The following is a 25,209-nucleotide window of genomic DNA, read 5'->3' on the forward strand; positions in this document are numbered from 1 at the left end:
CGGGATCGGCGGACTCGTGCACGTCGGCGATCCGGCATGGGCACAATCATCTTCATGAGCACAGGCACGGGCAGCGATCGCAACCCCGGCTCGGCGCTGACCATTGGCATCGACGTGGGTGGAACGAGCATCCGTGCGTCGGTGGTCGACTCGGCCGGCGAGGTGCTCGACTCGCTCCAGTCGCCGACCCCGGCGTCGGCGACGGCGCTGGAGAACGGCCTGGACCGGGCGGTGCGGGAACTGTCGGCGCGGCACGACGTCGCCGCGGTGGGGCTGGCGGTCGCCGGGTTCATCACCCCCGACCGCACGACGGTGCGGTTCGCGCCGCATCTGCCGTGGGTGGGTGCGCCCGTCGGCCGGGACCTGGGGCAGCGCCTCGGTCTGCCGGTAATTCTCGAGCACGACGTGAACGCCGCCGCGTGGGCCGAGCACCGGTTCGGTGCGGCGGCGGGCGGCCGGAACGTGGTGATGCTCGCGATCGGCACGGGCATCGGGGCGGCGCTCCTCGCGGACGGCCGGCTGTACCGCGGCAGCCACGGCGTCGCACCCGAACTCGGGCACATCCAGGTCGTGCCCGACGGTCGCGCGTGCGCGTGCGGCAAGCACGGCTGCTGGGAGCGGTACTGCAGTGGGACGGCCCTCGTCGACACCGCGATCGAACGTCTCGCCGCGGATCCGGCGACGTCGACCGTCCTCGCGCGGGAAGTGGCGGTCGATCCCGGGGTGCTGACGGGCAGGCGGATCGCCGGTGCCGCACAGGACGGCGACCCGCTCGCGCTGGAGACGATGCGGGACTTCGCCCGGTGGCTCGGGGTCGGCCTGGCTCTCATCGGTGACGTGTACGACCCGGATCTCGTCGTGATCGCCGGCGGCGTCGCGAGTTCCTCTGCGCTGTTCATCGACGAGGCCCGCGAGCACTACGCGGCGCTGACGACGGGAGCCGGGCACCGGCCGCTGGCCCGGATCCGGCCGACCCAGCTGGGGGAGGCGGCGGGCATGATCGGGGCGGCCGAACTCGCGCGGGCGGTCCTGCCCGATCGGGTGGGTTGACGCCCGGCCTACCTCTGTAAACCCGCAGAGTGTGATGTTGTGCGGGCCTCCCCGCCGTGTGTAGCGACCCTCACCCACCCGAAGTAGAGTCGAGCCGAACGAAGCTTGGGTTGTGAACGGGAGGGACGCCATGTGGTACTGGCTCTTCAAGTACGTGTTTTTGGGGCCGGTTCTCTGGGGGTTGGGCAGACCGACCGTGGAGGGTACGGAGAACATTCCGGCGGAGGGCGGCGCCATTCTGGCGAGTAACCATCAGGCCGTGCTGGATTCGTTCTTCCTGCCGTTGCGTGTGCCGCGGAGGATCACTTTTCTCGCCAAGAGCGAGTATTTCACCGGGACGGGACTCAAGGGTGCGTTCCAGCGCTGGTTCTTTTCGGTGGTCGGCCAGGTGCCGATCGACCGGACGGGCGCCGACGCCGCGCAGGACGCACTGAACGCCGGCTTGCGGGTCCTCTCGCAGGGCAAGCTGCTCGGCATCTACCCGGAGGGCACCCGGTCGCCCGACGGCCGCCTGTACAAGGGCAAGACGGGTCTGGCGCGCATGGCGCTCGAGTCCGGTGTGAAGGTCATCCCGGTCGCGATGATCGGAACGGAGAAGGTCAACCCGATCGGCTCCCGGGTGTGGCGTCCCGCGAAGGTCACCATCCGCGTCGGCGAACCCATCGACTTCTCGCGGTTCGAGGGGATGGGTGGCAACCGTTTCGTCGAGCGGGCTGTCACCGACGAGGTCATGTACAAGCTGATGAAGCTGTCGGGTCAGGAATACGTCGACATCTACGCGGCCTCGTTGAAGAAGAAGGCCCCCGCCGCGGACGGTTCCGCACCGGCTCCGGTGGCCGGCGTGGCACCGGAGAGCGATGCGAGCACCGTCACGCGACTGCCGGATACCCGGGCGAGCTGACCGCCGCGACCTCTCAGCCGACGGGGACGGTCAGATCGTCGGAGTTCTCCGACCGATCGTCCTCGTCGGGCTGCGAGGTGCGGGTGCGGAAGGCGAAGATCGCGACCAGCACCACGGCGAGCCCCCACCACACGTAGGACGACGCAAGGAACTGATCCCACAGATTCCAGTGGGTTCCGCTCCAGCGTCCCACCCCGAGCTTCCAGTGCGCGGCGAGCTTCACGACGACGACGCCGACGGCGGCCGTGACCGCGAGGGCGGCACTCCTGCGCCAGTAGGCGAGGACGCCGAGCACGAGGACGACCGGCACCGCCCACACCCAGTGATGCGACCAGGACACGGGGGAGACGAGCAGTCCGAGGACGGCGTTGAGTCCCAGCGCGAGCGCCGTCTCGCCGGCCCGCAGCGCCCGCACCATCGCGACGATCACCAGTCCTAGAACGACGACGCTGAGCAGCAACCAGATCGGGGTGCGCATCCCGTCGCTCAGGCCGAGCCGGGCGAGAACACCGGTGATGCTCTGGTTCGCGGGATACGCCGGTGTGCCGATCCGATCGGAATCGAACAGCGTCTGCGTCCAGTAGGTGACGGAATCGTTCCACGTCGCGATCGCGCCCACCGCACTGAATGCAAGAAAGCTGACCGCGGTGACGACGGCGGAGCGAAAGTCCTTGCGCACCAGGAAATACAGAATGAACACGGCCGGTGTCAGCTTCACTGCCGCCGCGAGACCGATCAGCAGGCCGCGGGGCCACGGCGTCTTCTTCGGCAGGCAGTCCGCCGCGACCAGCAGCATCAGCAGGATGTTGATCTGCCCGTAGTCCAGGGTCGACGACACGGGTTCGAGGGCCATCGCCACCGCGAGCGCACCGAGGGCCGTCCACACCAGCGTGCTGCGGGGTGCGATGCCCAGCGAGTCGAGCGTGACGACGAGCACGCCGAACAGGGCGATCAGCGACATAACCGTCACGACGGTCCCGGCCGTCGCCAGCGACACCGTCGACAGCGGACTGAACACGACCGCGGCCAGCGGCGGGTACGTGAACGGCAGGAAGTTGCCCATCTGGGTGGCCGGCATCGACCCGTACAGCGTCGGGCCGTGCAGGAACACCGAACCGCCCAGCCGGTAGACGTCGAGATCGAGCCGGTAGTAGAAGCCGAAGTCCCGTAGTCCGGGCAGTCCGAGCAGGTTGTAGGAGAATCCGACAGCGAGCCCGGCGAGCACGAGGACGCGGATCACGAGCCCGCCGACGCGGAGATGCACGGGCACCCGCGGCCGGTCGAGCGGGTCCGCGACAGGGGCGGCGGACTGTCGACCGTCGGAGCGTGCGCTCACCGAGGCCTCCTTCACGAGGTAGGGGTGGATCCGGATGACGCCGACGGGTGAGGCATAGTTTGCGGGCGTGCGTTACTTCTACGACTGCGAGTTCATCGAGGATGGTCGCACGATCGACCTGGTGTCGATCGGGGTGGTCGCGGAGGACGGACGTGAATTCTACGCGGTGTCCACCGAGTTCGATCCCGACCGCGCGGGCAAGTGGGTCCGCAGGAACGTGTTGCCGAAGCTGCCGCAGCCGTCGTCGCCGCTCTGGAAGAGCCGCGCCCGCATTCGCGACGACCTCTATGCGTTCCTGATTCCGCGGCCCGGCATCGTCCCCGAACTGTGGGCGTGGGTGGCCGCCTACGACCACGTCGCCCTCTGTCAGCTGTGGGGCGACATGACGGAACTTCCGCAGACGCTGCCCCGGTACACGCGCGAACTCCGCCAGTACTGGGAGGAGCACGGCAGCCCGGCGCTCCCACCTGCACCGGGCGACGCTCACGACGCACTCGCCGACGCCCGGCACAACCTGGCGAAGTTCGAGGCAGTTCGGGCGGCGCGGTCACTCCGGTGACCTGACTCGCCATCGGTCAGGTCGAACGAATATCCTGTATGGGTGAACTGGACTGTCGACGTGCCGATCGACCGCTTGCCCGAACTTCCGCCGCTGCCCACCGAGATGCGTGAGCGCCTCGATGCAGCGCTGGCCAAGCCTGCGGCCCAGCAGCCGCAGTGGCCCGAAGGCCAGGCCGCTGCGATGCGGACCGTCCTCGAGAGCGTGCCCCCGATCACGGTGGCCAGCGAGGTCGTGGCCCTGCAGGAGAAGCTGGCCCAGGTCGCGCGCGGCGAGGCGTTCCTGCTCCAGGGCGGTGACTGCGCCGAGACGTTCGCGGACAACACCGAACCGCACATCAAGGGCAACATCCGCACGCTGCTGCAGATGGCCGTCGTCCTGACGTACGGAGCGAGCCTGCCCGTCGTCAAGGTCGCGCGCATCGCCGGTCAGTACGCGAAGCCGCGGTCGTCGAACGTCGACGCCCTGGGCCTGCAGTCGTACCGCGGCGACATGATCAACTCCCTCGTCGCGGACGAGGCCGTGCGCGCCCACGACCCGTCGCGGCTCGTGCGGGCGTACGCGAACGCCAGCGCCGCGATGAACCTGGTCCGCGCGCTCACCGGCGCGGGCATGGCCGACCTGCACAAGGTGCACGACTGGAACCGCGAATTCGTGTCCTCGTCGCCGGCCGGGGCCCGGTACGAGGCCCTCGCCGCGGAGATCGACCGCGGGCTGCAGTTCATGAACGCCTGCGGCGTCACCGATCCCAGCCTGCACCACGCGCAGATCTTCGCCAGCCACGAGGCGCTCGTCCTCGACTACGAGCGCGCGATGCTGCGTCTCGACAACGACGACGACCACGCCAAGCTGTACGACCTGTCTGCCCACTTCCTGTGGATCGGCGACCGCACCCGTCAGCTCGACGGAGCGCACATCGCGTTCGCCGAACTCGTGTCGAACCCGATCGGCCTGAAGATCGGTCCGAGCACCACCCCGGAGATGGCGGTCGAATACGTCGAACGCCTCGACCCCACCAACAAGCCGGGCCGGCTCACCCTGATCTCGCGCATGGGCAACAACAAGGTCCGCGACCTGCTGCCGCCCATCATCGAGAAGGTGCAGGCCACCGGTCACCAGGTGATCTGGCAGTGCGACCCGATGCACGGCAACACGCACGAGGCGTCCACCGGCTACAAGACCCGCCACTTCGACCGCATCGTCGACGAGGTGCAGGGATTCTTCGAGGTCCACAACGGTCTCGGCACCTACCCGGGCGGCATCCACGTCGAACTCACCGGTGAGAATGTCACCGAGTGCCTCGGCGGCGCGCAGGACATCTCCGACCTCGACCTGTCCGGTCGCTACGAGACGGCGTGCGACCCTCGCCTCAACACTCAGCAGTCGCTGGAACTGGCGTTCCTCGTCGCGGAGATGCTGCGCGGCTGACAGCCCGCATCAGAGACCCTCACTGCCCTGCTCCCGCGGGGTCAGGGCAGTGAGACCAGGGTGACCGTGCTCCCGGGTTTCACCAGATCGCCGTTGCCCGGGTTCTGGCCGATGACCAGTGATCGGTCGGTGTCGGTCACCTGACGCACCTTCACGTCGAGTCCGAGACGGCTCAGTTCGTCGCGCGCGGATCCGACGGTCCGCCCCAGCATGGATGGCACCCGCACCGCGTTCGACACACTCAACGTCACGCTGGTGCCCGCATTGACAGTGGTGCCCGCCTTCGGGCTGGTGGCGATCGCGTCTCCGGCGGCGACGTTCCGGTCGAAGTCGGTCGTGGTGTCCTGCACGACGATGCCGACCGCCTCGAGCGAGGCGCGTGCCTCGGCCTCCGACATGCCCTTCACGTCGGGAACGTCCACCGGCGGTGCGCCTTTGCTGACGATCAGTTTGACCGTGGAACCGGTCGCGAGTTCCGTGCCGGGTGCCGGGTCGAGTGCGGCCACCGCACCGATGGGGACCTTCGCGCTGAACGCCTGACCGCCGTCCACCGGGGTGAACGTGCGGTTCCGCAGTTCCTGCTCTATCGCCGCGCGTTCGCCGCCCGCGGACAGCGGCGGGACCGTCGGCCTGCCCAGGGAGACGAGCAGGGCCACCGTGCCGTCCCGGGAGATCCGTGAACCGCCCGTCGGGTCGGTGCCCAGCACCGTGTCGAGCGCGGCGGTGTCCGAATACTGCCCTCGGATCTCCGTGGACAGACCGGCCGCTTCGATCGCCGTCACCGCCGCACCCCGATCGAGACCGTCGGTGGTCGGGACCGCGGTGAACCGGCCCGAACCCATCCACCAGCCACCGAAACCCACCGCCAGGGCAAGCATCAGGATCACGAGCAGCCACACGATCGTGGTCCGGCGCGACCGCTGTCGTTCGGCGGCGAAATCGGGGTAGTGGTAGCCGTCGTCGGGTTCGTCGTCAACCGCGAACGGCGGTTCGTCCGTCGGCGGCCGCGGAGTCTGGGCGGTGACGACCCGCGTGTGCTGCACGCCGGGCTGCGCAGGCAGCGGGCTGGGCGGCGACAGCGGCGCTGCCGGCGGAAGGTGCACCGTCGGCGGCGCGACGGGTCCCGGCGGCGCGCCCAGCGGAGGAGCGCTCGCGGCGGCCGCGGCGCTCAGGTGCTGCGCCGACCGTCGCGGGGCGGGCACCCGGTACGCGGGCAGATCGAGCGCCGCCGCGATGCCGCGCAACGCCGAACCCATCTGCTCGGCGTTGGCGAAGCGGTGCGACGGCTCCCGGTGCGTGGCCTCCGCGACGAGTTCGTCGAACTCCGGCGGCACACCCGCGATGTACGAACCCGGCCGCGGAACGTCCTGGTTGATCCGCTGATAGGCCACCGACAACGACGTGTCCCCGGTGAACGGGGTCCGCCCGGTGAGGAGTTCGAACAGCAGGACCCCGGTGGAGTAGACGTCGCTGCGGGTGTCCGCGATCCCCGAGGTCACCTGTTCCGGCGACAGATACGCCGCCGTGCCCAGAATCACACTGTTCGACGTGGTGTTCGACGCGGCGGCGGCCCGCACGAGACCGAAATCGGCGATCTTCACCTCGCCACCGTCGGAGATCAGGATGTTCTCGGGCTTGACGTCGCGGTGCACGAGACCGGCCCGGTGGGCGACGGCGAGCGCGTCCAGAACCGGCCCCACGACGGCGGCCACCGCGTGCGGCGGCATCGGCCCGCGTTCCCGCAGGAGTTCGCGCAGCGTTCCGCCGTCGACGAGTTCCATCACCAGGAACGCGTGATCGCGGTCGTGTCCCTGGTCGTACACCGCGACCAGCGAGGGGTGCTTGAGTCGCGCGACCGAGCGGGCCTCGAACTCGAACCGGGTGACGAACGCCGGATCGGCCGCGAACTGCGGATCCATCACCTTGATGGCCACCGGACGGTCGAGACGCGTGTCGAGCCCCCTGTAGACGGTGGACATGCCGCCACGCGCGATCGTGGCATCCACCCGATAGCGCCGGTCGAGCAGCTCGCCGATCAAACGTTGACCTCCATCGTGCACAGTGTCCGTTCCCCCGTCAGTGCGCGCAGCCCGGCCACGCGCCTCTCAATCGTAGCCAGCGACACCGACCGGTAGCGCCACGCCGGAGGCGACCAGATAACGTTAGGGGAGTGAGTGCCATCCCTTACTGTGACGATGTCCTGGACCCTTCCGTCTCGCTCCTCCAGTTGGTGGACGTTGCGAAGAACCTCGGTGTGGCCGTCACCCGCGTGCAGCAGCTTCTGCGGGACCAGCAGTTGATCGCCGTGCGACGCGACGGCGTCCTCGGCGTCCCCGAACTCTTCTTCGACGAGACCGGTGAAACCGTCAAATGGCTGCCCGGACTCATCGCGGTGCTGCACGACGGCGGATTCAAGGACGAGGAAATCCTGCTGTGGCTGTTCCGTGAGGACGACAGCCTGCCGGGCACACCCGTCCAGGCCCTGCACGGTGACCTCGCCCGCGAAGTGATCCGCCGCGCTCAGGCGATGGGATTCTGACCGCCGGTCACCACACCCGGCCGCGGGCGGGCACCGCGAGGCGGGCGAACTGAGGCAGCGCCGTCGCCCACCGGTTCCGGCGCGGAACAGTGGCGCGCCGGTCCAGGACCCGGTACCCGCTGCGTTCGATCTCGTCGAGAATGCGCGAGTACAGCACGAACGCCGTCCGGATGCCGGGTTGCACGCGTCGATCCAGCATCGCGATGCCCGGTTCCGCGTCCCGGTACACCGACCGGGTGACCGCGATCAGGTGGGCGAGAGCCCGCACGATCCGGGGATCGGTCGCGCCGCAGCGGCGGCTGTGCACGAGAAGTTCGGTGTCGACCCCGAACGCGGCCAGCTCCTCGGCCGGGAGATAGACCCGGCCCCGATCGAGGTCCTCGCCGACGTCGCGGAGGAAATTGGTCAGCTGGAACGCCTCCCCGAGGGCCGCGGCGTGCGGTTCGGCGCCGGGCCCGGTGGTGCCGAGGACGGGCAGCATCTGCAAACCGATCACGACGGCCGACCCGTACATGTACGTGCGGAGTTCGGTGAGGGTGCCGTATTCGGCCCGATGTTCCGCGGTGCCCGGCACGTCCATCCGCATGGAGTTCAGGAACGCGAAGAAGTAGTCGTGGGGGATGGCGAACCCCGCCACGGTGTCGAGGAACGCGGGAAGGACCTGCCGCATCTGCGGCGAGCACGCGGTGTCGTCGACGGCGTTCGGGCCGGTGAAGCCGAATTGCAACACGGTTTCGATCCGGTCGAGTTGGGCGGCGCACTCCCCGGCGGTCCGGCCGGGATCGACATCCACCAGGTCGTCGACCGTGCGGGCGAACCCGTAGAGGGCGTGCACGGCGGCCCGCCGCCGCTCGGGAAGCAGGCGGGTGGCCAGGTGATAGGTGCGTCCGTGCTCCGCCGTCACCGCGCTGCAGTACCGGTAACTGTCGGCGAGCGCGGTCATCGACCGGTCACTCGAGGCCGGGCGACGATGCAGCACCTGCGAGGTCGGAGGTGCGCTCTTCGTCGACGGGCCGAGGTGCGCGTAGCCGCAGCGGGTCGACCGTGCGCAGCGACACCGCCGCCACGACCGCGGCGAACGTCGCGAGCACCACGTGCGCCAGCGTGTAGAGGCCGATCGACCCGTCCGGCTGGAAGACCAGCATCAACCAGGTGGACAACCCGACGATGATCATCAGGGTCCGCGTCGACAACGCGAAGCCGGCCGCGATGGCGATCGGCCACGAGTAGTACCAGGGCAGCGCGGCGGGCGACAGGATCACGATCGCGACCAGGACGATCAGGATCCCGAGGATCGCATCCCGCTCGCTCTTCCGGTACCGCCACCAGGCCGCCAGCACGATCGCGACGAGGGCCACCGCACAGATCGGGCGGGTGACGGCGAGGACCTCGCCCAGCCGCAGGTCCGCGAACCACGACGTTCCGACCGTCACGAAGTGGGCGAGGATCGTCGGCAGCGACAACCAGTTGATGATCTTGTTCGAACCGGACAGCGCCGTCATCCAGCCGAGCCCGACACCGGCGACGGCGGAGGCGGCGGCGAAGACGAACACGAACACGGCGAATCCCGCGCCCGCGGTCTTCGCGAACGACGCGAGCGGCGACGCGGGTGTGCGCCCCTCCGCCTCGGCCTTCTCCTTCTCGTGGAGCATCCAGATCCACACCATGAAGGGGAGCGCGGCGCCCGCGGTCGCCTTGATCGCGACCGCCACCGCGACGAGCGCGATGCCGGCCAGATGGCGGCGTTCGAGGACGAGCGCGATGCCGGCGATCATCAGGCCGACCATCAGCAGTTCGTTGTGGACACCGCCGATGAGGTGGACGAGGACCAAGGGGTTGAGCACGGCGAGCCACAGCGCGATGGCCGGATTACCGCCGAGGTGCCGCGCGAGGTGCGGAACGCCCCAGACCATCAGCGCGAGCCCGGGCAGCATCGTCACGCGAAGCAGCATCGTCCCGGCGATCACGTTGTCGCCGGTGATCGCGGTGATGCCCTGACTGAGCAGCAGGAACAGCGGTCCGTACGGCGCGGTCGTCGTGGTCCACACGTTGCTGACGTTGTCGAGAAGGATTCCGGGGTTGACCACCGGGCCGACGGCGTAGGGGTCGAACCCGTCTCGCAGCAGCGCGCCCTGCGCCAGGTAGGAGTACGCGTCCCGGCTGAACATCGGCACGGCCAGCAGCAGCGGCGCCGTCCACACCGGCACGACCATCCGCAACTGCCGGAGCGTGACATCGCCGCCGAGCGTGGCGCGGCCCAGCCGCACCCACGCCGTGATCATCGCGACGACACCCACCCAGACGATGACGGTCGACAGGATCTGCCCGTGACCGAACCGGAGCCACGACAGGTGCATCGCCTCGAGCAGCGGGTCCTCGCGGCGGACGCTGCCCGCACCGAAACCACCGAACGTGATCATCACGGCGCCCACGAAACCGAGGAGCGCGGCGTGCCCCTCCGGGCTGCGGAGGAAGTCGGCCGTGGTCTGGGGCCACGACCGCTGCGGCGTGGTCGTCGCAGCGGCGACGGTCGCCTGCCGGGCAGAGGACGTCATGAGTGCAGATTCCTCCCCCGAGGTGAGTTCGGTTGCGGTCGGTGCGCTCGTCGTCGCGCGCGTCGCATGGTCGAGGAACCAGTTTAATTGCTGCCGGCACCAGTTCTCGCCACGCCTCGCCCTATCTTCCCGCACTTCGTGCTTTCGAGTGCAATTCCGCACTTCGTGCTCTTACCGGCCCGGTGATGCGCGCTGCCGCGAGCTTCCCCGACAGCAGGACGGTCGGAACGCCGACACCCGGGACGGTGCCGGACCCGGCGAGAACGACGTTGTCGACGCCCCCGACCAGGTTGGGGCGCCGGAACGGTCCCGTCTGCCGGAACACGTGCGCCGCGGCGAAGGGACTGCCCGCCGCCATGCCCTTCCCGAGCCAGGTGAGGGGGGTGTCGACGTGGTCGATGGTGAAATGCTCTGCGATCCCGCTGTACCCGCGCTTCTCGAGTTCGCGCAGCAGTTCGTTCACGTACGGGCCGGTCAGCGACGACCACTCCAGCGGCGCGCTGTGCAGGTTCGGGCACGGAGCCAGTACCGACAGCGGTTCCGAGGCGGTGCCCGCGCGGTCGAGGACGAGGCCCGGATCCGACACGGCGGGCCGGGTGATCAGCAGCGACGGGTCCGTCATCAGTCGTCCGCGGCCCCGGCGTGCGGTGATCTCCGCGAACGTCCGCTTCCACGCGTGACCGAAGTCGATGGTGTGGTGCCGCTGGGTGGCCCACCGCGATGCGACCGCGGTGGGGACGGTCCCGTGCAGGACCACCGCGGACGGCGACACCCGCACCAGGCGGGGGGTGCGGCGGGTCACCGGGCCCAGCAGTGCGTCGACGACGGCCGTGTCGGGGGTGAGCACCAGCGCGTCGCAGTCGATGCGGTCGCCCACAGCCGTGACGACGGCGCCCACCCGCTCACCGGCTCGCTCGAGCGACGCGACCTCGGTGCCGAACCGGATCTCGCCACCCGCGGTGGTGAGGGCGTCGGCGAGGGCGAGCGCGATCGAACGCATCCCGCCCCGAGGGAAGTAGACGCCGAGCGAGGTGTCCATGTGGGCGATCGCGCCGTACACCGCGAGGGCGTCGGCGGGGGCGACGCCGGCGTACAGCGCCTGGAACGTGAAGATCCGGCGCAGTCGCGGATCGGTGATGGTCCGATCGACCCGGGCGCCGAGCCGGCCGAACCCACCCAGCGCGGTGAGCCTCAGCAGATCCCGCGCGGCCTCACGGGAGGAGACGAGATCCAGCGGCGAATCGAAGTTCGCGTCCATGAAGCGGTGGTACTCGGCGTCGAAGATCCGGCCGAGCCAGCGCCGCAGCCGCAGGTACCGAGCTGATTCCTCCGGCCCGCACACCCGGCTGACCTCCGCGACCATCGCGTCGGGATCGGAGTGGACGTCGAGCGAGGAACCGTCCGCGAATCGCGCGTGGTACGCCGGGGACAGCCGTTCGAGGACCAGAGCCGGCCGGGTCGACGTGAAATCCGCGCCGACGGCGGCGAGGGCCTCACCGACCAGTCCGGGCATCGTGAGGACGGTGGCGCCGTTGTCGATGTCGTAGCCGGGACCGCGGTAGGTGCCGACCCGGCCGCCCGGTGACGACTCCCGCTCGAGGACGGTGACGCGGCGGCCCGACCCGGTGAGGTGCAGGGCGGCCGAGAGGCCGGCGAGGCCGGCACCGACGACCACGACGTGATCGGTGCGGCCGGGAACCGTCCGTAGCGCGCGAGCCACGGCGGACCTCAGTAGTCGCGGCGCGTCGCGGCGACGGCCATCTCGGTGAGCTGCTGCTTCGCCGCGGTGGTGACGGTGCTCGTCTCCAGCGTGGACAGCGCGTTCGCGACGAGATCCTCGATCTGCTTCTCCACGTCCGCGACCGCGCCGAGCGACGTGATCGTGTTCCGGAGTGTGTCCACGTCCGAATCGGACAGATCGGTGCCGATGCCCTCGCGGAGCAGGGCGGCCGCCGCGGGGTCGTCCGCGTCGGCGCGCTGCAGCGACATCGCGAACAGGACGGTGCGCTTGCCCGCCCGCAGGTCGTCGCCCGACGGTTTGCCGGTCACGGCCGGATCCCCGAACACGCCCAGCAGGTCGTCGCGGAGCTGGAAGGCGATACCGATGTCGGTGCCGAATCGGCGGTACGCCGAGACCAGCGTGTCGGCGGCGCCTGCGAGTGCCGCGCCGAGGTGCAGCGGCCGCTCGATGGTGTACGCCGCGGTCTTGTACCGGTTGACCTTCATGGCGGCGTCGATCGACTCGTCGGCCCGGGCCTCGTTGCTGATGTCGAGGAACTGCCCGCCGAGCACCTCGGTGCGCATCGCCGACCACACGGGGGAGATGCGGGCCGACGCGTCCGGAGTGATGCCCGATTCGCGGATCATGTCGTCGGCCCAGGCCAGCGCGAGATCACCGAGGAGAATCGCGACGCCCTCGCCGAAGTGAGCGGAATCACCACTCCACCCCCCGGTGCGGTGCTGTTCCGCGAACTCGACGTGGACGGTGGGAAACCCGCGGCGCGTCGTGGACGCGTCGATGATGTCGTCGTGGACGAGGGCGCAGGCCTGCACCAGTTCCAGCGCGGAACAGGCGCGGAGCACGGGCCCGGCCTCGGGGCCCCCGGCGTCGCCGCCCGCGCCCAGCCAGCCGGTCCACGCGAAGGCGGGCCGGACCCGCTTGCCTCCGCGCAGAACGAAGTCCTCGAGCGTCGTCACGGCCTCGCGGTAGCCGCCGCCGACGGCGTCGACCAGGTCCTGCCGGCTGGTGAAGAAGTCGCGCAGCGCATTCTCGACCTCGGCCGCGAGGGCGGAGGGGCGCGTTCCAACGGACAGTGTTGCCTCCAGGATCGAAATTTCGCATGTGCGCCGAGACCGGCAGCAGGCGTCGACACCACCATAGTGGGCGCTTGTCCGGGCGGCCGTTGCCCGGATCCCGGGTGCCTGCGGAGACGCAGTGGGTGCATTCCGCCGCGCACTACCTATGCTGGACGGGTGACATTCGATTCCGTCAGGGGGCGGGCCAGCGAAGGCTGGGTGACCCGCACCCCGTCCATCGTCGACCGGATCCGGTCGTCCGGCGACGGTCGGGTGCCCTTTTCCGTCGAGTTCTCGCCGCCGCGGGACGAGGCCGCCGAGGCCCGTCTGTGGCGTGCCGTCCGCGAGTTCGAGCGGATGGGTCCGGCCTTCGTCTCCATGACGTACGGTGCGGGCGGGTCGACGCGCGACCGCACGGTCCGCGTCACCGGCCAACTCGCCGAGGAGACCACGCTCCTGCCGGTCGCGCACCTCACCGCCGTGTCCCACAGCGTCGACGAACTGCGGTCGATGGTCGGCGCCTACGCCGACCGCGGAATCAGCAACATCCTGGTCCTGCGTGGCGACCCGCCCGGTGACCCGCTGGGCGAGTGGGAGAAGCACCCCCAGGGCGTCGAGTACGCCGAGGAACTCGTCCGGCTCGTCCGCGACCTCGGCGACTTCCACGTCGGCGTGGCGTCGTTCCCGGAAGGCCACTACCGCGCGCCGGATCTCGCGCACGACACCCGGTACCTGGTGTCGAAGCTGCGGGCAGGCGCCGAGTACTCGATCACCCAGATGTTCTTCGACGTCGACGACTACCTGCGGCTGCGCGACCGGGTGTCCGCGTACGACCCCGAGCAGGGCGCGAAGCCGATCATCCCCGAGATCATGCCGATCACGTCGCTGGGGTCGGTCCGCCGCATGCTCGAACTGTCGGGGTCGCGTCTCCCGGCGCACCTCGAGAAGCGGCTGGCCACGGCCGCAGGCGACGGTCCGGAGGAGAACCGCGCCGCCGTACGCGAGATCGGCATCGACCTCGCCACCGAGATGAGCGAGCGTCTCATCGCGGAGGGTGCGCCCGGTCTGCACTTCATCACTCTCAACTTCGCGCGCGCCACCAGCGAGGTGCTCGCCCGGCTCGGTGACAAGGTCGGTTCGGGTGTGGCGGATCCGGCCCCGGTCACCCCGGCGCCGGTCAGCTGAGCGTCCGGCCCTTCCACCGGGTCCGCCCGCGTCGATGACTGCGGTGTGACGACACCGTCAGTGCCATCACAGCGGCCACGGACAGCGGGTGTGCGAGCGCGCCTGCCACGTCCGCGGCAATGAGGCGATCGCCGCGTTCGAGGGCCCGGGCGCACAGCCGGGACGTCGCGGCCGCGAGATACCCCACCGCGCCCCACCGGCAGACGGCGCCCCGTCCGGCCGCGAGGGCCGCCGGCGGCACCAGGTACGCCGCCGTCGCGACCCCGAGGACCGCGGCGGCGCCGAGGCGGGAGCCGAACGCCGTCCACAGCCAGCGGTCGTAGCCACGGCGCAGCGCTTCGGCGTCCTCGTACATCCGGCACGACGCCGACCGGCCGGCCACGACCAGTGTGGTCGTCTGTCCGCACCGGCGGAGCAGGCGCGCGATGTCGAGATCCTCGGTCACGCTGTCCGCGACGGCCCGGTGACCCCCGACGTCGCGATATGCGGCGGCGTCGAAGACCATGAACTGCCCGCAGGCCACGGCGGTGGACGGGCGCCGCGACCGGTTGGCCACGCGGACGGGCAGCGTCGCCGCCCACGACCATCCGAGCAGCGGCTGCACCAGGGACTCGCCTGTCGATCCCGCCTGCTGGAACGGCCACGCGCAGACCAGGGCCGCATCGGACTCGCGTAGGGCGGTGCAGGCGGCGTTCAGCGCATCCGGGCGCAACCGCACGTCGGCGTCGAGGAACACGAGGACCCCGCTGCCTGCCCGGCCCTGCGAGAAGGCGTGCTCGCTCACCCGGTGGCAGGCCGCGGGTTTACCCACCCACCCCGGCGGCGGTTCGGCGGTTCCCCTCAGCACGAAGAAGCGGGGGTCGCCGCCGGCCGCGACGTCCGCGGCCTCGGCCGTCCCGTCGGTGGAGGCGTCGTCGTAGACGAACACCCGGAGATCGTCGACCCCGCGCTGTTCCCGCAGGTCGCGGATCAGACCCGGCAACCGGTCACGCTCGTCCCGGGCAGGGATGCAGACCGTGACGGGTTCGGTGACCCGGCGGGCCGGAGCGGGGAGCCGCGGTGCGGAGCGCAGGTTGGCGACGGAGACGGCGAGACCGAAAACCGAGACCAGGGCGCCGAACCGGACCACCCGCTCGATCGGCGCAGCGGTCACACCTCCGAGTGGTCCCGTGCGCGTCGGCCGCCGAGCACCGGTTCCCTGTTCCGGGCCAGCCACGCCAGCGCACCGACGATGACGGCGACCCCCAGCGTCACACCGGCCATGATGCCGGCCCAGCCCGCGAAACTGCGGGTGCTGGGATCCGAATAACGCACCTCGGCCCGGATCGTCGAGGTGTCGCCGGCGGGCAACTTCCACGACACGATCGAATCGCCCTCACGGGTGCCGTTGGTGGTGGCGACGCGGGCCGGGAACGCGATCGTGAACTGCACGTCGGTGCCCTGGGCGGGGACCGAACTGAGATCGGCCTTCCCGTCGAGAGTCACGAGGTCGCCGGTCCGCTGGAGCGAGATCTGGAAACTTCCCGTGGCCTGCTCCGACATGGTGCCGAGCTGCGCCACGTCGCCGAACGTGAGGTCGCTGAAGAACGCCTGGCTGCCCACGTAGCCGTCCTTCTTGTACTCCTGGATGCGCACCTTGTCCGACAGCGAGCCCGGGGGAGTGAGCTGGGGGCCCTTGTCCTGATCGTTCGCCGGCACGGCGGCGGCCACGATCTGGCCGGAGACCCGGTCGTCGGCGGACACACCCATCGACACCTGAACCCGCAGGCATCCCGCGAGGAACGGCACGAGGAGAAGTCCGAGGACGGCGAGGGACGCGGCCCTGCGCGAGCGGGTCGAGGTCGGAACCGAAGGCAGCTGCACAGTCGTATCGTGCCAGGGGACCGGTTCGGTGTCAGGCGTGAGGGTGCGTGTCGCGGGCTCCGGGCCGTCGGACGCCCGGCCGCAGCAGCGTGACGAGCAGGGGAACTCCCAGGATTCCCATCGCGCACCACCCGTAGACCGCGGAATACCGCAACTCGGGGGCGTCCAGGAAGACGGAGTGGGCCAGCGCCGAGCCCAGCCACGTCCACAGGAACAACCCGATCGGGACGCCGTCGCGGTGCCGGGTTCCCGTGCCGAAGCGGCGGTCGATCCGGTCGACCGCGACCGCCATCACGGTCGCGACGACGAACCACCCCGCGTAGTTCGTCAGCGGAATGTGGTCGACACCGGGCAGGCCGGCGTCGGTGACGCACCAGCGCCACTGGCCGTCCGCGACCATCTGCGGGTCCAGATACAGATCCCAGCCGACGACGCCGACGGTCGTCAGCACGACCCGGACCGCCCGCCCGTGCGGGCCGCGGGCGAGCGCCGACGCCACACACCACACCGGGTAGAAACCGGCGGTCCAGGCGAACGGCACCACCAGGGGAACCCCGGCGAGCGCGGGACCGAGCCGGTCGACGCTGTAGTCGTAGCAGCCGTAGGGGAAGCCGGTCGCGGTCCCGGCGACCTCGGAGACCAGACCCAGCCCGGCCGTCACGACCACTAGTCCCACCGCCCAGCGTCCGCCCCGGGTCACGGCCGCGTGGGTGATCGAGGCGGCGGCGAGCAGGACGACCACGAACACGGTGACGACGTCGCGGACCCCGCCGTGCACCAGCGGGTAGAGGATCTGCGCCGCGATCGCCGCCCCCGCGAGAACGACGGGAACGCGGGAGGTCATCGCCGGCGCCACACGCGGGCCAGACCCTTTCGGTCGTCGCGGAGCGCGATCCGGGCGGCGCTCCGGCCGCTCGCACCGGACACCCCGCCACCCGGATGGGTCGAGGCCCCCGTCAGGTACAGGCGGTCGGCTCCCGGAACCCGGTGCCCCGACAACTCGGGGAGGGGACGCCACATCATCATCTGGTCCAGCGACATCTCCACGTGCATGACGTTGCCGCCGAGCAACCCCATCTCGTCTTCGAGGTCCTGCGGCGACTGCACGTGCCGGTCGAGGACGGACTCGCCGAAACCGGGTGCCAGCGCGTCCATCTCCGCCACGATCCGATCGGCCTCCGGCGCGGCGAGGTCGCTCCACCGCCTGCCGCCGGTCAGCCGGTACGGCTGCCACTGCGACCACAGGGTCACCTGGTGCCTGCCCGCAGGCGCGATGGTGGGGTCGAGTCCGCTGAAGCTCATCCCCAGCACCGCGGGCCGCGGCGGGAGCTCCCCGGCGAGCGCCGCACCGTGCGCGAGCCGCAGCTGCGCGCGATCCGAGACCAGCAGCTGGAGCCCGTCGGTGACGGTGCCGTCGGGCGCACTCGGATAGGCGGGGAGGGCGTCGGTCGCCAGCCGCACCACCATCCCGATGCCCGGGCCGACGCGGATCCGGCGACGCCACCGGGCGAGGGTCGGCGGGTCGTACCCACCGCGTTCGAGCAGGCCGAGGGTGGTCAGCACGTGGCAGCCCGCGACCACCACGCGGGAGCGGATCTCGCGGCCGGACGACGTCCGAGTCGTCCAGGTGCCGCCGTCGCGGCGCAGCGAGACCACCGACTCGCCGAGCGTGACCGTCCCGGCGTCCGACCGCAGCCGTGAGGCGAGCGCCGCGGTCAGGGCACCGCTGCCGCCGACGGCGCGGCCGGGCGGAATGGTGTGCATCAGGGCCGCGAACCCGACCATCGGCGCCGTCCCCGGCTCCGACATCGGCGGACCGGACTGGGCGCCGAACCACGCGAGCGCCGCCTTGAGCCGTTCGTCGTCGAAATACTCGTCGAGCAGTGCGTCGCCGGAACCGAGGAACTGCCGGGAGAGGTCGCTGCCGCCGCCGCCCGTGTCGAGCCCCCAGAAAGACGAGAGCAGCGCGGGCGCGGTCGGCGGATTCGAGAACGCGCGCATGACGCGGGCGCTGCGCGGACCCCACACATCCACGAACCGGCGATACGCGTCGGCGTCCGCGGCCCCGCAGGACTCCTCGATGGACCGGCACGTCGCCTCGAGGCTGCGGCGGAACACGATCCCGGGCCGGTCCGTCCCCGCGGGGGCGGGCGCGAACGCCCACGGATCGCAGTCGAGGTACCGGAGGCCGTGCGCGCCGAGGTCGAGTTCCTCGACGATCCCCGTGTGCCGGACCATGATGTGCGCGGACGACCCGCGGTCGACCTTGTACCCGGGGAAGCGTTCCACCGTGGACACGGCGCCGCCGAGCACGGTGTCGCGTTCGATCACCTCGACCGACCACCCGGACCGCGCGAGGTAACACGCCGACACCAGGGCGTTGTGTCCCGACCCGACGACCACCGCGTCGATCACAGGGGAAGCTCGCGTCCCAGCACCGCGAACGGACGGTTGTCGCCGGCGAATCGAAAGTGGCGCAGGACGTCCCGGAAGCCGAGGCGGCGGTACAGCCGCCACGCGCGGTTGTCCTCGTCCGCCACTTCCGGGGTGGAGAGCAGCACCCCGCGTTCGGGCCTGCGTTCGAGGAGGCGCAGGAGCAGGGTCTCGCCGAGCCGGTGTCCCTGGGCGTCGGGGTGGACGTGGAGTTCGGTGAGTTCGAAATAGTTGCCGAGGATCACGTCGATCTGGTCGCGGGTCCACCCCGTGTGGCGCAGGCCGGAACGGACCTGCTGGTGCCACCACTGCTCGGGGGCCCCGCGGTATCCGTAGGCGATGGCGACGAGGCGGGCGGCCGCGTCGTCGGTGGATCCGTCCCCGGCCGGGACGAGCGCGCCGACGCCACGCCACCCCGACCGCTGGAGGTGCTCGTTCCACATCGGCGCCCGGTGATATTCGGTGCCGTGGGGATAGCCCATGGCGGCGACGTAGATCGACAGCGCCTCGTGCAGGCGGTCGCGGAACTCGGCGGCCGAGAGTTCGACCACGAGCGGAGTCTGGTCAGCGTTCGGTTCGACCGGTCTCACCTTTCTCTTGACGACGTGTCGGTGGGTCCAGCTATATTGAATAGGTCGAACAGATGTTCGATGGCGGGGATCCGGCGATGCTCGAGGGAAGCGAGCATCGCCGGACCCCGAACTCACGACCTGACTACGCCCGGCGGGGTGGTTGCACCGGGGTTTTGGAGGTGTTCGAAGTGCTGACGAACCCGGTCACGGGACCGACCTCTGGGAACTCGCGCCGAAAGGGTGACGTCCGCAACCCTGGCGCCAGGCGGGGCTCGGCGCTGCTCGATCGCGCCGACGCGCTCCTCGCCCAATCGGTGGGGGCCGGCGGCCCGGCGGATCGATTCCACAGTGCGTATCTGGCCGCGTTGCGCGGCGCGGGCGCGGTGCTGGCCGCCGCGGAGGGGCCGGCGGGGAGCAAAAGGACACGAACACGTAACGCCTGGGTACTCATGGCCGGCGCGGCGCCGGAATTCGCGAACTGGGCCGACTACTTCGCCGGTCACTCGCCCACCCGCGCCGCCATCGAGGCAGGAATGTCGAGAACCCTCACCGATCTCGAGGCCGATGAGTTCTTCGTCGAGGTCGGGCGCTTTCTCCAGGCCGTCGAAGATCACATCGGACGTGGCGCAGGTCTCGATCTGCGGGCCTCGTAGACGGCCGGAGACCCGAAACAGCGGGAAAACGGTGAGGCGTCCGCGACATTGCGGTGCCCCGAACGTCGTTCGGTGCGGGAGTCCGTAAGGTTGGTGGGGAACTCGTACGTGGAGTAGGTGGTACGGGGATCGAACTGCTCGTATTATTAAATCTAGGTAGCCGCCAAAGTCGGTTACCCACCGTCTCGCACCGTGAGGCGGTGGCCAACACTCCAGTGCCGGGGGAGGTACCGTGCCACTCTCCGAGCACGAGCAGCGCATGCTCGACCAGATCGAGAGCGCTCTCTACGCCGAGGATCCCAAGTTCGCCTCCACTGTGCGAGGCGGTCGCATGCGTGCGGCATCGAGTCGTCGTCGATTGCAGGCGGTGGCCCTGTTCGTTCTGGGCCTGGTCCTGCTCGTCGCCGGCGTCGCCCTACCGATCAAGCCGGGCGGGTTTCCCGTCATCAGCCTGATCGGCTTCATCGTCATGTTCGGTGCCGGAGTCCTCCTCCTGTGGGGTGGAGGAAAGAGCAAGTCCGGACAGTCCTCACGTGGTGGCTCGACCACGCAAGGTGAGACCGGCCGTGCCGAACGCGGTAAGCCCCGAAGCGGGCGCAAGAGTGGCGGATTCTCGTCGCGAATGGAAGACCGCTTCAAGAAGAGGTTCGAGCAGGAGTAGTACAACCCGCTCAGCAGTTCAGTGGCGGCGTGGCATGTGATGCCACGCCGCCACTGCTGTCTCCGGGGCCGGCACCCGGTCACCCGGCGCCCATTCGCCCCGGTTGTGCCCGGCAGGTGGGGCCAGTGAACGCTCCCGCCCACGAATCCCCACCCTCACCCACCCCGTTTCCCCACTTTCCCCCCTCCGGCCCGCGACGAGCCGTGGAGCAGGGGTAACGCACCCTCTCTACGCGCTCTCACCTGGGCCTTTCGGATGCGTCGCGCCGCTGTGTTTCGGAGCGCGATCGACGGTGCCCGTGTCGGTGATCACGTCGGGAATTTTCCCCCACCAACTCCAATTCGCGTTGACCAGCAAGTATTGGGCAAATTGGGTGGCAACACGCCGTTATCTACCTTGTGGGTGGGGGAAAGTGGGGTACTGTGGTGCGCAGCGGGGAGCGAAGGTGAACCGCCCGGGCATGCGGCGTTCGATACGAACGCGGTGGGAGGTGTCGAGTGTTTCTCGGTACCTACACGCCGAAGCTCGACGACAAGGGGCGGCTCACGTTGCCCGCAAAGTTCCGGGACGCGCTGGCGGGAGGGTTGATGGTCACCAAGGGTCAGGATCACAGCCTCGCGGTATATCCCCGGGAAGAATTCACCGCTCTCGCACGCAAGGCCGCGGCCGCGTCGAGAAGCGATCCGGAGGCGCGAGCCTTCGTTCGCGGACTGGCGGCAGGTACCGACGAGCAGCACGCAGATGCCCAGGGGCGCATCACCCTCTCGGCAGATCACCGTCGTTACGCGGGTCTCTCCAAGGACTGCGTAGTGATCGGTTCGGTCGACTTCCTCGAAATCTGGGATGCGCAAGCATGGCAGACCTATGTCGAGGCGAACGAGGAGAACTACTCGCAGGCAACAGGAGTCGCGCTCGGCGAAATCGTCTGAGCGTGAACACGTCCCCGCGAATGCCGCGAGGCCTCTGTCCGACGGAACCCTGACGCACTTCCCCAGCGCCAGGTTTTCATTTCGGGCAGGGACCTCGAAGCATTCGCCACGGCAACTGGCCGACACGAGAAGTTCGAGCAGTGAACCCCGGCACCGGGCACGTTCACCCGCACCACAGAGCAGGAGCCGGAGGGATCATGGTGGATCACGAGGGGGAAGATTCCTCGCCCGCCGATGGTTTCGGTCACATCCCGGTACTGCTTCACCGCGCAGACGAACTGCTGGGCCCTGCCCTCACCGTGAACGACCCGCAGGGCGGGGGCGCCGTCATGATCGACGCGACCCTCGGGCTCGGCGGGCATTCCGAGCACTTCCTGCGGACCTACCCCCAGCTGAGGCTCGTCGCCCTCGACCGTGATCCGCACGCACTGGAGATCGCGGGTGGCCGGCTCGCCCCGTTCGCGGACCGAATCACGTTCGTGCACACCCGCTATGACGGCATCGAGGATGCGCTCACCCAGGCGGGTCTCAACCCGCAGGAGTCGGTGCACGGCATCCTCTTCGATCTGGGTGTCTCTTCGATGCAGCTCGACGAATCGGATCGGGGGTTCGCGTACTCGATCGACGCGCCCCTGGACATGCGGATGGACCCGACCACCGGCATCACCGCGGCCGAAGTCCTCAACACGTACAGCCACGGAGATCTCGCTCGCATCCTCAGCACGTACGGCGAGGAGCGCTTCGCGGGCAAGATCGCGTCGGAGGTGGTCCGGCAACGCGCGAAGGAGCCGTTCACAACCAGCGCAGCACTGGTCGAATTGTTGTACCGCACCATTCCTGCGGCTACCCGCCGTACCGGGGGACATCCCGCGAAGCGGACGTTCCAGGCCCTTCGAGTGGAGGTCAACGGCGAGCTCGATTCACTGCGCGCCGCGGTACCGGCTGCACTCGACGCGTTGACCGTCGGGGGACGCGTCGTGTTCATGTCGTACCAATCCCTGGAAGACCGGGTCGTCAAGCAGGAGATCACTCCCAGGTCGAAGTCGAAGAGCCCGGAGGGGCTTCCTGTCGAACTGCCCGGGATGGGACCGGAATTCCGGATCCTCACACGAGGGGCGGAGCGCGCGTCCGAGCAGGAAATCGAAGAGAACCCACGATCAGCCCCGGTGCGTTTGCGCGCTGCAGAAAGAATTGCCAGGAGGTCGGCGGCATGACGGTTCAGGTGAGTTCCACCGAGATGCGGCCCGCGCGGGCGGACAACCGGTCGGGCGCGGCTGAGCGGGCGTACAAGAAGCGCACCCAGCGCGCGGCCGTGCACAACGGATCCGCGATCGCCGTCTCCGGCAAGAACCGCACCGGCACTCTCACCGCCCGCATCCCGTTCGTGGCGACGATCCTCGTTCTGCTCGCGACGGGCCTGGCCGTCACACTGCTCCTCACGACCCGGTCCGCGGAGGACTCGTACCAGCTGAGCGCCGCCCGCGCGCACAACCAGTCGCTCGAAGAGGAAAAGGCAGCGCTCCAGCGTGACGTCGAGACCGCCAACTCCGCCCCGAAACTGGCGGAGGAAGCGGCCAAGCTCGGCATGGTCCCCGCGAACGACCCGGCTCGGCTCGTCGTCCACCCCGACGGCAGCGTCGAGGTCGTCGGAAAGCCGGCTCCGGCATCGGGTGCACCCGTGCCTCCGCTCGACGCGGCCGCCCCGAACACCCCGCGTGGCAACTCCGTGGCTACCGCCCCGAACCGGGGGAGTACCACGCAGTCTCCCCGCGCCACGCCGCAGCCCGGCAATGGCGCAGAGATCCAGGCACAGGGTGAACAATTGGTTCCCGTGATCCCTTCGGCCGCCGCACCGACGACTGCTCCACCCTCCGGTGGTCGCCGGTGAGTCGAAGCGCACCGAGAAATCGTCCCCGGCGCCCCACGGGCGCCGGGACCGCGTCTTTTCCGTTCAGGCAAAAGATCGGTCGCGGTCTGATGTTCTTGGCGCTCGGCCTCGCCGCCGTGCAGCTTCTGTGGATCCAGGTCATCGACGCACCGCAGCTGTCCGCGGAGGCGGCGAACCAGCGCACGACCACCGAGGTGGATCCGGCGCTGCGCGGGTCGATCACCGACCGCAACTCCAATCCCATCGCCTTCACCATGGAAGCGAAGGCGCTGACGTTTCAGCCCGCGCGGGTGCGGAAGGAACTCGAGGAGGCGAAGGGCAAGAGCGATACCGCCCCCGACGTCGATTCCCGACTCGACGCGATCGCGAAGGAGATCCACGACCGGCTCGGCGACGCCGCACCGGAGAAGGATCTGAAGGAGAAACTGCACGGCGACGAGACGTTCGTCTATCTGGCGCGCAGCGTCGACCCGAACATCGCCGCGCAGATCAGCGACAAGTTCCCGGAGGTCGGCCTCGAACGCCAGGACATCCGCGAGTACCCGGGCGGGTCGCTTGCCGCCAACCTCGTCGGCGCCACCGGCTGGGACGGCCACGGACTGCTCGGCCTCGAGGACTCGCTCGACTCCACCCTCGCCGGGACCGACGGCTCCCAGACGTACGACCGCGGTTCCGACGGCGCGGTGATTCCCGGCAGCTGGCGCGACAAGCAACCGGCGGTCGACGGATCCAGCGTCGAACTCGCCATCGACTCCGACCTGCAGTATTACGTCCAGCAGCAGGTGCAGATGGCCAAGGACAAGTCCGGCGCGAAGGACGCGTCGGCGGTCGTGCTCGACTCGCACACCGGTGAGGTGCTCGCGATGTCGAACGACAGCACGTTCAATCCGGCGATCGGGGTGGGCAACAACCCGCGAACGGTGGAGATGGGCAACCTGCCGGTGAGCACGCCGTTCGAGCCGGGTTCCGTCAACAAGATCGTCACCGCGGCGGCCGCGATCGAGTACGGGCTGACCACACCCGACGAGGTTCTCGAGGTTCCCGGCAGCATTCAGATGTCGGGGGTGTCGGTGAAGGACGCGTGGGATCACGGGGTCGCGCCGTACACGGCCACGGGGGTGTTCGGTAAGTCCTCGAACGTGGGCACCCTGATGCTCGCCCAGCGCGTGGGCGAGGACCGTTACGCGGACATGCTGTCCAGGTTCGGTCTGGGCCAGCGTACCGACGTCGGGCTTCCCGGTGAGAGCGCCGGCAACGTCCCCAGCCGGGACCAGTGGTCGGGGGGCACGTTCGCGAACCTGCCGATCGGGCAGGGCCTGTCGATGACTCTGCTGCAGATGACCGGCATGTACCAGGCGATCGCCAACGACGGTGTCCGGATCCCGCCGCGCATCGTCAAGGCGACGGTCGACGCGTCCGGCAACCGGACGGAGACCGAGGCGCCCGAGGAGGTGACGGTCGTCAGCCCGCAGACCGCGGCCACCGTCCGCGACATGTTCCGGTCCGTCACCCAGAACGACACGGGAAACCAGCGCGGTACCGGGGTGCAGGCCGCCGTCGACGGGTACCAGATCAGTGGTAAGACGGGCACCGCCCAGCAGGTCGACCCCGCCTGTAAGTGCTACTCGAACTCGAACTACTGGATCACGTTCGCCGGGATCGCTCCGGCCGACAACCCGCGGTACGTCGTCGGAATCATGCTCAACGCGCCGACACGCAGTGCGGACGGCTCCGGTGGGCAGTCCGCTGCCCCGCTGTTCCACAACATCGCGTCGTGGATGTTGCAGCGCGACAGCGTGCCGATGTCGCCGGACCCCGGACGCAGGCTGGTGCTGCAGGCCGATTGAGCGAAGGTCGGCCG

The 25,209-nt window shown here is 69.7% G+C and carries 23 protein-coding genes; 12 read left to right on the top strand and 11 right to left on the bottom strand.

Annotated features, from left to right (window positions below):
- The first annotated feature begins 36 nt into the window (after positions 1-36).
- Positions 37-1,050, top strand: a complete 1,014-nt coding sequence (locus CA951_RS07400; protein ID WP_087556223.1) for an ROK family protein — start codon at positions 37-39, stop codon at positions 1,048-1,050.
- Positions 1,051-1,180: 130 nt separating this feature from the next.
- Positions 1,181-1,951, top strand: coding sequence for a 1-acyl-sn-glycerol-3-phosphate acyltransferase (locus CA951_RS07405; RefSeq protein ID WP_087556224.1), 771 nt, complete (start codon positions 1,181-1,183; stop codon positions 1,949-1,951).
- A 13-nt stretch (positions 1,952-1,964) separates the two neighbouring features.
- Here CA951_RS07405 and CA951_RS07410 read toward each other — a convergent pair whose 3' ends face one another.
- A complete protein-coding gene (locus CA951_RS07410; RefSeq protein ID WP_087556225.1) occupies positions 1,965-3,287 on the bottom strand; it encodes a glycosyltransferase 87 family protein in 1,323 nt (440 codons plus the stop codon).
- Between the two features lie 67 nt (positions 3,288-3,354).
- Between CA951_RS07410 and CA951_RS07415 the strand changes: the two genes are divergently transcribed.
- Together CA951_RS07415 and CA951_RS07420 are read left to right on the top strand one after the other, a co-directional pair.
- Positions 3,355-3,846, top strand: a complete 492-nt coding sequence (locus CA951_RS07415) for a polyadenylate-specific 3'-exoribonuclease AS (protein WP_087556226.1) — start codon at positions 3,355-3,357, stop codon at positions 3,844-3,846.
- Positions 3,847-3,888: 42 nt separating this feature from the next.
- A complete protein-coding gene (locus CA951_RS07420; RefSeq protein WP_012688082.1) occupies positions 3,889-5,274 on the top strand; it encodes a class II 3-deoxy-7-phosphoheptulonate synthase in 1,386 nt (461 codons plus the stop codon).
- A 41-nt stretch (positions 5,275-5,315) separates the two neighbouring features.
- Here CA951_RS07420 and pknB read toward each other — a convergent pair whose 3' ends face one another.
- Positions 5,316-7,334, bottom strand: a complete 2,019-nt coding sequence (gene pknB / locus CA951_RS07425; protein ID WP_256973407.1) for a Stk1 family PASTA domain-containing Ser/Thr kinase — start codon at positions 7,332-7,334, stop codon at positions 5,316-5,318.
- A 110-nt stretch (positions 7,335-7,444) separates the two neighbouring features.
- Here pknB and CA951_RS07430 point away from each other — a divergent pair, with 110 nt between their 5' ends.
- Positions 7,445-7,813: an Rv2175c family DNA-binding protein gene (locus CA951_RS07430; protein ID WP_087556228.1), complete on the top strand. Its 369-nt coding sequence runs from the start codon at positions 7,445-7,447 to the stop codon at positions 7,811-7,813.
- Between the two features lie 7 nt (positions 7,814-7,820).
- On the opposite strand, the gene CA951_RS07435 is transcribed toward CA951_RS07430, so the two are convergent.
- The 4 genes from CA951_RS07435 to CA951_RS07450 form a co-directional block, all read right to left on the bottom strand.
- Positions 7,821-8,756 (bottom strand): phytoene/squalene synthase family protein, encoded by a 936-nt coding sequence (locus CA951_RS07435; RefSeq protein ID WP_087556229.1) that lies wholly within the window; start codon positions 8,754-8,756, stop codon positions 7,821-7,823.
- 7 nt (positions 8,757-8,763) lie between these two features.
- Positions 8,764-10,368 carry an alpha-(1->6)-mannopyranosyltransferase A gene (locus CA951_RS07440; protein ID WP_087556230.1) on the bottom strand — a complete coding sequence of 535 codons (1,605 nt, stop codon included), beginning with the start codon at positions 10,366-10,368 and terminating at the stop codon, positions 8,764-8,766.
- Between the two features lie 121 nt (positions 10,369-10,489).
- On the bottom strand, positions 10,490-12,088 hold the full coding sequence (gene crtI / locus CA951_RS07445; protein ID WP_087556231.1) for a phytoene desaturase family protein: 1,599 nt from the start codon (positions 12,086-12,088) through the stop codon (positions 10,490-10,492).
- 8 nt (positions 12,089-12,096) lie between these two features.
- Positions 12,097-13,194, bottom strand: coding sequence for a polyprenyl synthetase family protein (locus tag CA951_RS07450; RefSeq protein ID WP_179220144.1), 1,098 nt, complete (start codon positions 13,192-13,194; stop codon positions 12,097-12,099).
- A gap of 147 nt (positions 13,195-13,341) precedes the next feature.
- Between CA951_RS07450 and CA951_RS07455 the strand changes: the two genes are divergently transcribed.
- Positions 13,342-14,349: a methylenetetrahydrofolate reductase gene (locus CA951_RS07455; RefSeq protein WP_087556389.1), complete on the top strand. Its 1,008-nt coding sequence runs from the start codon at positions 13,342-13,344 to the stop codon at positions 14,347-14,349.
- On the opposite strand, the gene CA951_RS07460 is transcribed toward CA951_RS07455, so the two are convergent.
- Genes CA951_RS07460 through CA951_RS07480 form a run of 5 tightly spaced genes read right to left on the bottom strand, consistent with a single transcriptional unit; the run spans position 14,342 to position 19,235 of the window.
- Positions 14,342-15,502, bottom strand: a complete 1,161-nt coding sequence (locus CA951_RS07460; RefSeq protein ID WP_087556232.1) for a glycosyltransferase family 2 protein — start codon at positions 15,500-15,502, stop codon at positions 14,342-14,344. The two genes, CA951_RS07455 and CA951_RS07460, sit on opposite strands and share 8 nt — an antisense overlap.
- Positions 15,499-16,212 (bottom strand): DUF3153 domain-containing protein, encoded by a 714-nt coding sequence (locus CA951_RS07465; protein ID WP_087556233.1) that lies wholly within the window; start codon positions 16,210-16,212, stop codon positions 15,499-15,501. The genes CA951_RS07460 and CA951_RS07465 overlap by 4 nt, the downstream gene beginning before the upstream one ends.
- Before the next feature lie 31 nt (positions 16,213-16,243).
- Positions 16,244-17,056 (bottom strand): carotenoid biosynthesis protein, encoded by an 813-nt coding sequence (locus tag CA951_RS07470; RefSeq protein ID WP_087556390.1) that lies wholly within the window; start codon positions 17,054-17,056, stop codon positions 16,244-16,246.
- Positions 17,053-18,627 (bottom strand): NAD(P)/FAD-dependent oxidoreductase, encoded by a 1,575-nt coding sequence (locus CA951_RS07475; protein ID WP_087556234.1) that lies wholly within the window; start codon positions 18,625-18,627, stop codon positions 17,053-17,055. The genes CA951_RS07470 and CA951_RS07475 overlap by 4 nt, the downstream gene beginning before the upstream one ends.
- The gene (locus CA951_RS07480) at positions 18,624-19,235 is read right to left on the bottom strand and encodes a GNAT family N-acetyltransferase (RefSeq protein ID WP_087556235.1); all 612 of its coding nucleotides are present in this window, start codon (positions 19,233-19,235) and stop codon (positions 18,624-18,626) included. Before CA951_RS07480 ends, CA951_RS07475 begins: the two co-directional genes overlap by 4 nt.
- A 173-nt stretch (positions 19,236-19,408) precedes the next feature.
- Between CA951_RS07480 and CA951_RS07485 the strand changes: the two genes are divergently transcribed.
- The 6 genes from CA951_RS07485 to CA951_RS07510 all read left to right on the top strand — a co-directional run bounded on the left by CA951_RS07485 (position 19,409) and on the right by CA951_RS07510 (position 25,195).
- Positions 19,409-19,870, top strand: a complete 462-nt coding sequence (locus CA951_RS07485) for an SAV_6107 family HEPN domain-containing protein (RefSeq protein WP_373413589.1) — start codon at positions 19,409-19,411, stop codon at positions 19,868-19,870.
- Positions 19,871-20,102: 232 nt separating this feature from the next.
- A complete protein-coding gene (locus CA951_RS07490) occupies positions 20,103-20,531 on the top strand; it encodes a DUF3040 domain-containing protein (protein ID WP_087556237.1) in 429 nt (142 codons plus the stop codon).
- Positions 20,532-21,028: 497 nt separating this feature from the next.
- Positions 21,029-21,460: a division/cell wall cluster transcriptional repressor MraZ gene (mraZ, locus tag CA951_RS07495; RefSeq protein WP_005247637.1), complete on the top strand. Its 432-nt coding sequence runs from the start codon at positions 21,029-21,031 to the stop codon at positions 21,458-21,460.
- Positions 21,461-21,657: 197 nt separating this feature from the next.
- Positions 21,658-22,674, top strand: a complete 1,017-nt coding sequence (rsmH, locus tag CA951_RS07500; protein WP_087556238.1) for a 16S rRNA (cytosine(1402)-N(4))-methyltransferase RsmH — start codon at positions 21,658-21,660, stop codon at positions 22,672-22,674.
- Positions 22,671-23,348: a hypothetical protein gene (locus tag CA951_RS07505; RefSeq protein ID WP_087556239.1), complete on the top strand. Its 678-nt coding sequence runs from the start codon at positions 22,671-22,673 to the stop codon at positions 23,346-23,348. The genes rsmH and CA951_RS07505 overlap by 4 nt, the downstream gene beginning before the upstream one ends.
- Positions 23,345-25,195: a penicillin-binding protein 2 gene (locus CA951_RS07510; RefSeq protein WP_087556240.1), complete on the top strand. Its 1,851-nt coding sequence runs from the start codon at positions 23,345-23,347 to the stop codon at positions 25,193-25,195. Before CA951_RS07505 ends, CA951_RS07510 begins: the two co-directional genes overlap by 4 nt.
- The last annotated feature ends 14 nt before the right edge of the window (positions 25,196-25,209 follow it).

It is taken from the genome of Rhodococcus sp. NCIMB 12038, assembly GCF_002165735.1.
Lineage (GTDB): Bacteria > Actinomycetota > Actinomycetes > Mycobacteriales > Mycobacteriaceae > Rhodococcus_F.

What these genes read in the sequence shown, in the direction of transcription:
- CA951_RS07405 (WP_087556224.1), top strand. Translation starts at nt 1,181, where the DNA reads ATGTGGTACTGGCTCTTCAAGTACGTGTTTTTGGGGCCGGTTCTCTGG.
- CA951_RS07505 (WP_087556239.1), top strand. Translation starts at nt 22,671, where the DNA reads ATGACGGTTCAGGTGAGTTCCACCGAGATGCGGCCCGCGCGGGCGGAC.
- CA951_RS07470 (WP_087556390.1), bottom strand. Translation starts at nt 17,056, where the DNA reads ATGACCTCCCGCGTTCCCGTCGTTCTCGCGGGGGCGGCGATCGCGGCG.
- CA951_RS07400 (WP_087556223.1), top strand. Translation starts at nt 37, where the DNA reads ATGGGCACAATCATCTTCATGAGCACAGGCACGGGCAGCGATCGCAAC.
- CA951_RS07440 (WP_087556230.1), bottom strand. Translation starts at nt 10,368, where the DNA reads ATGACGTCCTCTGCCCGGCAGGCGACCGTCGCCGCTGCGACGACCACG.
- CA951_RS07435 (WP_087556229.1), bottom strand. Translation starts at nt 8,756, where the DNA reads ATGACCGCGCTCGCCGACAGTTACCGGTACTGCAGCGCGGTGACGGCG.
- rsmH (WP_087556238.1), top strand. Translation starts at nt 21,658, where the DNA reads ATGGTGGATCACGAGGGGGAAGATTCCTCGCCCGCCGATGGTTTCGGT.